This window comes from Butyricicoccus faecihominis, assembly GCF_014648015.1.
Lineage (GTDB): Bacteria > Bacillota > Clostridia > Oscillospirales > Butyricicoccaceae > Agathobaculum > Agathobaculum butyriciproducens.
Genome location: NZ_BMQH01000008.1, coordinates 157400 through 163832, shown reverse-complemented (window position 1 = coordinate 163832; position 6433 = coordinate 157400). Strand labels below are relative to the sequence as shown.

Here is a 6433-nt window from a genome sequence, read left to right as displayed (position 1 = left end):
ATCCGGCACGGATTCCAGCATACGGTTCATAATGTAGTCAAACGTCATTTCGTCCGAGTATCGTCCGATCATGCCGTTTCACCTCCAAACTCAAATTCGCTTTCGACGTCGCCCTCGGTCGTGGTTACGATAAACTTTACAAGCAGATTGCGCTTGCCCTTGGTAAACGAGAACTGCTCAACCGACAGCACCCGGTCATCCGCCATGAGCGCATCCTCGATTGCTTTCGCCACCTTGGCTTGCAGATACGGCGTCATGGTCTGACCGAGCAGGGCGTTCAGCTCGATACCGTAATTCCAGCTGTAAATCGCGTACTGAAACCGTTCGGTCTGAAGAATCAGGAAGATGGCCTGCTTCATGGCTTCCAGTCCGTCCAGCTTGCCGCCGGAACACGGGTAGCCGTCAAACCGCAGCGCATAGGTGCGCGTAGGCTGTGTTTCAATCTCGAAATCCTGCACGAGATCGTCATTATACTCTGTCGGCAGCATTACAGCGCCCCTTTCTTGTCGAATATCAGGTACTTTTGTCCACCATCATTGCGGAACAGGATGAGCACATCGCCCACCTTGAACGAGGATGCGCTCACGCCACTCTTCACGATGAAAAACTCCTTGGTGAGTACAAGTTTCTGGTCAACCTGCACACGGAACGGCGAGAGTGCAATCACCTTGCCGAAGCAGATTGTCATCGGCAAAGCGGCTTGACGCTCGTTCGCGGCAATCTGCCGCATAGTTTCCATCAGATTAGGCACTGAACTCACCTCGAATTCCGCTCAAATACAGGTCCATCGTGTACAGGCCATTGCTGAACGTGTGCTTAGCCTTCTCCACACACATATAGTTCTTGATGTTGATGTCACCCAGGCCCATGCCGACGCAGACCGAAGTACCGGCTCTGGCTCTCACGTCGCCGAAAACCTTCTGCATGGTCAGTTCGCGGTGAATAACGTTGTAATAGTTCATGAGTGCTTTCGCCTTGGTCTGCAAATCGGCGGTGTTGAGGGCATTATCCAGCTTTTCATAATACTGGAGCGTGCCCCATTTGCTCTGGCTGGCGGTATTGTTCATCACATGAACCTCTCTGACGCCGGTTTCATCATTGTCCCACGCCAGCTTGATGCGGTTATACACGTCGCTGTCAATCGAGGACGTGTAGCTATAGCCCTGGGCGGTGTCCTCGTCGATGTAGAGCGGCAGGAGCAGGCTCTCGTAGGGTTTGAGGCACAACTTGCCGAAATCGTCATACAAGACGTACACCTCACCGGTGTTGATGATGGTCAAATCACTGGCATTGCCGAGCATATCAAAGAGCGTCCCCTCCTCGATACGCTGCGGAATCTTGTACTTGGTGTCGGTCACGGTACCAACCTTGAGGCCGTAGTCCGCAGCCAGCATTTTCAGCACATCGGCATAGGTCTTGTTCGTGTAGCTGATGGTGTCCTTGTTCTTGAAGTAGCGCAGCTGGTCATGGGCCGTGACCTTGATAAGCCGGTTATCCGAACGCGACTTCTTAAAGACGTAGCCGTAGAACACATTCGCGCCGTTAAATCGAAAGCTGACCGGATTGCCCTCGTGGAAGTTGAGGGTATCGTCCTTGACCACCGTAAACGTCAGCGAGGATGCCGCGCCGCTGCGGGTGGTTTCCCACACGATGTCGCCCTCGATCATCGGCTGCTGAAGCTGACCGTTCCTGTTCTGGATGATCAGCTCCGCGCCCGGCATCTGGCAGGACGGAACATCCCGCAGGATCTCCTTGCGCGTGCCCGCCGCGCCGGTGACAGACTTAACAACAACGGTCGTGATGTCCTTCTTCTTCTCTTTCTCGGTGCTCGTGCCCGAAGAGGTCGAGCCGGACGAGCCGCCCGAGCCGCCGATGACGGCTTTGCCGTACTTCTTGCCCCAGCGGTTGCACTCGGCATTGCTGCTCATCAAAAGATCGAAATGGTACATGCCGTTTGCAATCTGAATCATGCCGCCGCGGTCATTGACGGTATAGGTCACGCCGTCAAGCGCTGTACCTGTACCCTGCACGGTGATTTTCGTCCCAAAAGGTACGCTTGGCGGTGCAGCACAGGTGTGCTTGCTCGGGTCAAGTTTGTTTCCCAGTGCGTCAAGAAACCCGCCCTCCATGGCATTATTCGCAGGATAATAGGCGGTAAAGAGCGCCTTAACCGTATTTGTTGCCGTGCCGCCCGACTTCGCGCCGGAATAGTTAGATACTGTGTCCTTCGACGATACATAGTTCAGCGGATTGACCGACGAACCGTTCAAGTGCATACCAAAATGCAGGTGACAGCCGGTCGAGTTGCCAGTTGTACCAACGGCTGCGATTTTCTGACCGGCGGTGACTTTTGCGCCCTTGGAAACATACAGTTTCGAACAATGTCCGTAGAAACTCATCAGACCGCCGCCATGGTTAATACTGATGTAGTTACCATAACCTCCGTTCAAACCAGATACCGTTACAGTGCCCGATCCAAAAGCGAGAATCGGCACGCCCGATGCCGCTGCCAAGTCAACACCATCATGAAACTTGACAGTGCCGTAAATTGGGTGTACGCGGTTACCATAGCCGCTCGACATACGTGAGTAGGACGGACACGGCCAAACATATTTACCCATGTTCTCCCCTCCTTAACTCGGCAGCTTGAGCACGGTACCGGGGTAGATCCACCAGCCGTTACTGCTGCTTGATCTACCGTATTTCTTCGCTGCGGCTTCAATGGCAGCCTTGTTCAGATTATAGATAGACTGCCACTTAGTACCGTTCCCCAGCTTCACCCGGGCAATGTCCCACAGCGTATCACCGGACTTGACGGTATACGTCTTGCCGGCCGGTGCGGTTGTGGTGTCGCGCTTCTGCGTGACGGTCGCTTTCTTGGTGCCGCTGCTGCTGCTCTCGCTTTTCTTGAACTCGATCAGCTTGGTCTTGACATCCACATAAGTCAGCAGTTCGATTTTCGCCATCACGTCAACGCCGTAGCTACCGGCATCCTCGCTCAGTTCGTAGCTTTCCAACGATACCATGAGCGGCTTGTCCGGGTCGTTCGTCATCAGCAGATTGCCTGCGTCATCCGTGCGGATAACCAAAAACTCGAACGGCTTGCACTCGCGTTTCAGCTTTTCCAGCAGTGACATATAATACTGCGCCGGCTGGTAGCCGTTCGGGTAACAGGCAAACGGGTATTCCCTGTTCGGCAGGAGCGCATTGAAGCTGTACTTACTCAATCCGGGTGTCTTGATGATGTTGCGCTGCCCCTCGTTGATGAGGTTGATGGTCTTGTTCTGGTTGCTGATCTTGATGGTCAGCGCACTCGGCGTAACCGGAAGGCGCACACCGTCCATGTAAAACTCGTACATCAGATATGCACCCCCTCTGCACTGGTGACAAGCGCCTCGGTGACCTTGGCTTCCAACAGATTGACTACGCCGTCGAGGTCCATCTCGTTGGAGATGTTGTTGTGGTTGACCATTTCCACCTTGATCTCGGCGGTGGTGTATCGGTTGATTTCCTGTCGTTCCGCGATGTTGCGGAGCATTTTTAGGTCCTCATTCGACAGCTGCAATGCGTCCGCGGTGTCCGCCGTGTTGGCAGCGATCGCTGCGACATTGTTGTTCAGCGCGTCAAACTCGGGCGTTGCAGAGGCGTTCGCGGCGCTGAATTTCTCATCAATGCTCTGACCGAGATTGTATCCGAAATTCCATGCATCCTTGTACGCGAAACGCTTTTCGATGGTCGGTGCGTTGCGCGAAATCGTAATCGCGTTCTCGTTCTTACCCCAGGAAAGCGCTGTGTTCTGAAGTTCATTCAACTTGTCCGTCCAGTTCGTTCCGAAAACCGCGTCAATTATTTTCGTAGCGATCTTGCCGAACGAAAGCAGCCGCGAAATCATCTGTCCGAGCAGGTTTTTAACCGCATCTCCGAGACTGTCAAAGCCGCCATTCACCGCATTGAGTACCCACTCGATCACGCTGATAAACGGCTCGACAAAAAGCGTCCACACAGCTTGAATGGCTGCATTGATAACACCGATGATCGTATTCAGCACGATTGCGCCTGCCGTGGCAAGCACACCCAGAACAACACCTGTTGCGCTGATGGTCGTACCCTTGACCTTGTTAATGGCGGCGACAACTAAGTAAATCACGGTGATGACCGCAATGATACCGCCGACAATCCACGTAATAGGACATGCCAGCAGCGCAGTATTAAGACCATACTGCGCCACGGTCGCTTTGAACGTCAGCGACGCTGCTCTTGCCTCTGCGGCCGCATGCAGCTGAGACGCGACAGCAGAGATACCCTTCGCCGCCGCATTGGTCAGCACAGCCGCGGTATACAAACCAACAGCCGTAGTGATCGCGCCGATGATCGGCGCAATAAACGCCGTATTCTCAGACAGCCACGAGATCACATCATTGAGTGCCGCGACGCCTGCCGTCAGCGTCGGCAGCAGGTTCGCCGCCATGTTGCCGACAAACTCCGTCCAGTTCTCACTGAGCAGTCGCGTCTGGTTCGCCCAGCTGTCGGACGTTCGGGCAAAGTCGCCCTGTGCGTCCGAGGTAACACTCATCAGATAGTTATAGCGCAGCATAGTCTGCTCCGCCTGCGACATTTTATCGTACGCGGTCGTAATACCCTGCGACAGCGCATAGGCCTCCAGATTGGCAACCGACATATTGATGCCGAGCTGTTTGAGCGGCTCCGTCTCGCCGGAAATGCCGGAACGGATCTTCTCGAACGCCGTATTGGTGTCGAGGTTGTAGAACGACGCCACATCACCGGCCAGACCGACGATCTTCTCGGACATGTCGAGCACACTGTTTCCGGCCACACCGGACGACTTGAGCATTGCGCCCATCGTGCCGACATACTGCTTTGCGGTGACCTCATTCAGACCGTAGGCCTCAAGCGCCTGCTGCGACCACTCGTTGACAGACGCGGCCGCCTTGCCGAAGGTCACGTCCACGACGTTCTGCACCTCGGCGAGGTCGGAGGCGTAGTCGATACCAGATTTCACGGTGCTCATCGCACCCTGCAGACTGACATAGCCGGCGACCAAACCGGCGATCTTACCGGCCATGCCGTCCAGTGCCGCCGCGCCGCTCTGGACGTTCTGGTTAAACTTCTTCTGCTCGTTTCCGAGCTGGTCAAGAGCGGTCGTTGCCTCGTGCAGCTGCGTGCGGATCGCAGCAACGTCGCCCATATCCAGACCGCCAGCGGTGGCGCTGTCAAGGCTCTCCCAGCTGGAGAGCATCATATTGACCGCATTGGTGATGTTCCGCAGCGGTGCAGTCATCTGGTCATTCAGTTTTACGGCCGTCATAATGCTTGCCACGAAAAATCACCTCTTACTCTTGATCTTTGCCATCTCGGCTTTTTCCTGTTTCGCCTTTTCCATAGCCGCGGCGATGATGAACGCCTTGTCTTTCTGGTCAAGGGCGAGGAAATCAGACGGCAGAATATGCAGCTGGTGCAGAGCATACAGAGCAAAGCAGGTCTCCGTATCCTCTGCTTCGATCAGTTTTTTGCGGTTTCAACGTCCTCTGCAAGGCTTGTAAAGCCGGAGATCTGCTGCACCTTGACCGCCAGATCGGCGTACTCACCGGCGTCGTCCAGCATTTCCTTGAGCAGCTCCTCCGGGCTCATCACGCCGTAGCTGTCCTGCAGCGCAGCGTCATGGAGGTCCGGCATAACGACAGCCGCCGCCACCATCTTTGCCTGGTATGCAGACATATTCACATGCGGACGGTACATACCGGGTTTGCCCGGTACCTGTACCTCGGTCATACACTCCTCACGGATTGCCTCGTTCTCGCGGGTGGTGACCGGACGCAGCTCCCACAGCAGCGGTACGCCGTTCTCGTCGGTCAGCGATTTGGTCGCCGCGTACAGCTCGTTCTGACGCTGCTTTTTGTTGCTCTTCATAAAAGCAGAAAAGTTACTCATTTTGTCATACTCCTTACATATAAGACGGGTTGCTGTACTTCTCAGGGCGAGTGAAGTCCTGTGCGTAGCCCTCGATAGTCTGTTCAACAAAATCGCCGTCAGCGTCAAACATACTCAGCAGTACGTCACCGTCAATAACGCAATCGGTATAAATCTTGCTCGAACGACCAATAGTAGTTGCAGGGTCTTCATTGGTAACCTGAATGTCGAACGTCGGCAGCAGACCGGTGTTCTTGTAACGCTCAACCAGTTCGTCAAAAATCTCCGTCACCTTGTAGACAACCATAGAGAACTTGATACTTGCACCAACAGCCTTAACACCCTTTACAGTGCGTCCCAGTGTCGGTACTTCCTTGGTTTCTACGTTCATTTTGCCCTCAAAGCTCTTTGCCATCAGGCAGGCGTAACGGTTGCCGTCAATGGTGACGTAGGCCGTCGCCAGTTTCGCGGACGGTGCATCATTTGCAGGCATATAAGCCATAAT

The 6433-nt window shown here is 54.5% G+C and carries 7 protein-coding genes; all 7 read right to left on the bottom strand.

Translation table 11 applies throughout. The features are described from left to right. Positions 1 to 68 precede the first annotated feature (68 nt). The 7 genes from IEY11_RS09610 to IEY11_RS09580 all read right to left on the bottom strand — a co-directional run bounded on the left by IEY11_RS09610 (position 69) and on the right by IEY11_RS09580 (position 6430). On the bottom strand, positions 69 to 488 hold the full coding sequence (locus IEY11_RS09610; RefSeq protein WP_188886412.1) for a DUF2634 domain-containing protein: 420 nt from the start codon (positions 486 to 488) through the stop codon (positions 69 to 71). Further along, positions 488 to 751 (bottom strand): DUF2577 domain-containing protein, encoded by a 264-nt coding sequence (locus tag IEY11_RS09605; protein ID WP_243183985.1) that lies wholly within the window; start codon positions 749 to 751, stop codon positions 488 to 490. Before IEY11_RS09605 ends, IEY11_RS09610 begins: the two co-directional genes overlap by 1 nt. Continuing rightward, positions 744 to 2621 carry an XkdQ/YqbQ family protein gene (locus IEY11_RS09600; RefSeq protein WP_188886411.1) on the bottom strand — a complete coding sequence of 626 codons (1878 nt, stop codon included), beginning with the start codon at positions 2619 to 2621 and terminating at the stop codon, positions 744 to 746. Before IEY11_RS09600 ends, IEY11_RS09605 begins: the two co-directional genes overlap by 8 nt. A 12-nt stretch (positions 2622 to 2633) precedes the next feature. Then, complete coding sequence (locus IEY11_RS09595; protein ID WP_118760635.1) at positions 2634 to 3359, bottom strand: LysM peptidoglycan-binding domain-containing protein; 726 nt, start codon at positions 3357 to 3359, stop codon at positions 2634 to 2636. Then, positions 3359 to 5338 (bottom strand): hypothetical protein, encoded by a 1980-nt coding sequence (locus tag IEY11_RS09590; protein ID WP_188886410.1) that lies wholly within the window; start codon positions 5336 to 5338, stop codon positions 3359 to 3361. The genes IEY11_RS09595 and IEY11_RS09590 overlap by 1 nt, the downstream gene beginning before the upstream one ends. Before the next feature lie 182 nt (positions 5339 to 5520). Further along, a complete protein-coding gene (locus tag IEY11_RS09585; protein ID WP_188886409.1) occupies positions 5521 to 5949 on the bottom strand; it encodes a phage tail assembly chaperone in 429 nt (142 codons plus the stop codon). 13 nt (positions 5950 to 5962) lie between these two features. After that, positions 5963 to 6430 carry a phage tail tube protein gene (locus tag IEY11_RS09580; RefSeq protein ID WP_188886408.1) on the bottom strand — a complete coding sequence of 156 codons (468 nt, stop codon included), beginning with the start codon at positions 6428 to 6430 and terminating at the stop codon, positions 5963 to 5965. Positions 6431 to 6433: the final 3 nt, after the last annotated feature.

Excerpts from the sequence above, each read along its gene's own strand:
- IEY11_RS09585 (WP_188886409.1), bottom strand. The coding sequence starts at position 5,949 with ATGAGTAACTTTTCTGCTTTTATGAAGAGCAACAAAAAGCAGCGTCAG.
- IEY11_RS09595 (WP_118760635.1), bottom strand. The coding sequence starts at position 3,359 with ATGTACGAGTTTTACATGGACGGTGTGCGCCTTCCGGTTACGCCGAGT.
- IEY11_RS09580 (WP_188886408.1), bottom strand. The coding sequence starts at position 6,430 with ATGGCTTATATGCCTGCAAATGATGCACCGTCCGCGAAACTGGCGACG.
- IEY11_RS09610 (WP_188886412.1), bottom strand. The coding sequence starts at position 488 with ATGCTGCCGACAGAGTATAATGACGATCTCGTGCAGGATTTCGAGATT.
- IEY11_RS09600 (WP_188886411.1), bottom strand. The coding sequence starts at position 2,621 with ATGGGTAAATATGTTTGGCCGTGTCCGTCCTACTCACGTATGTCGAGC.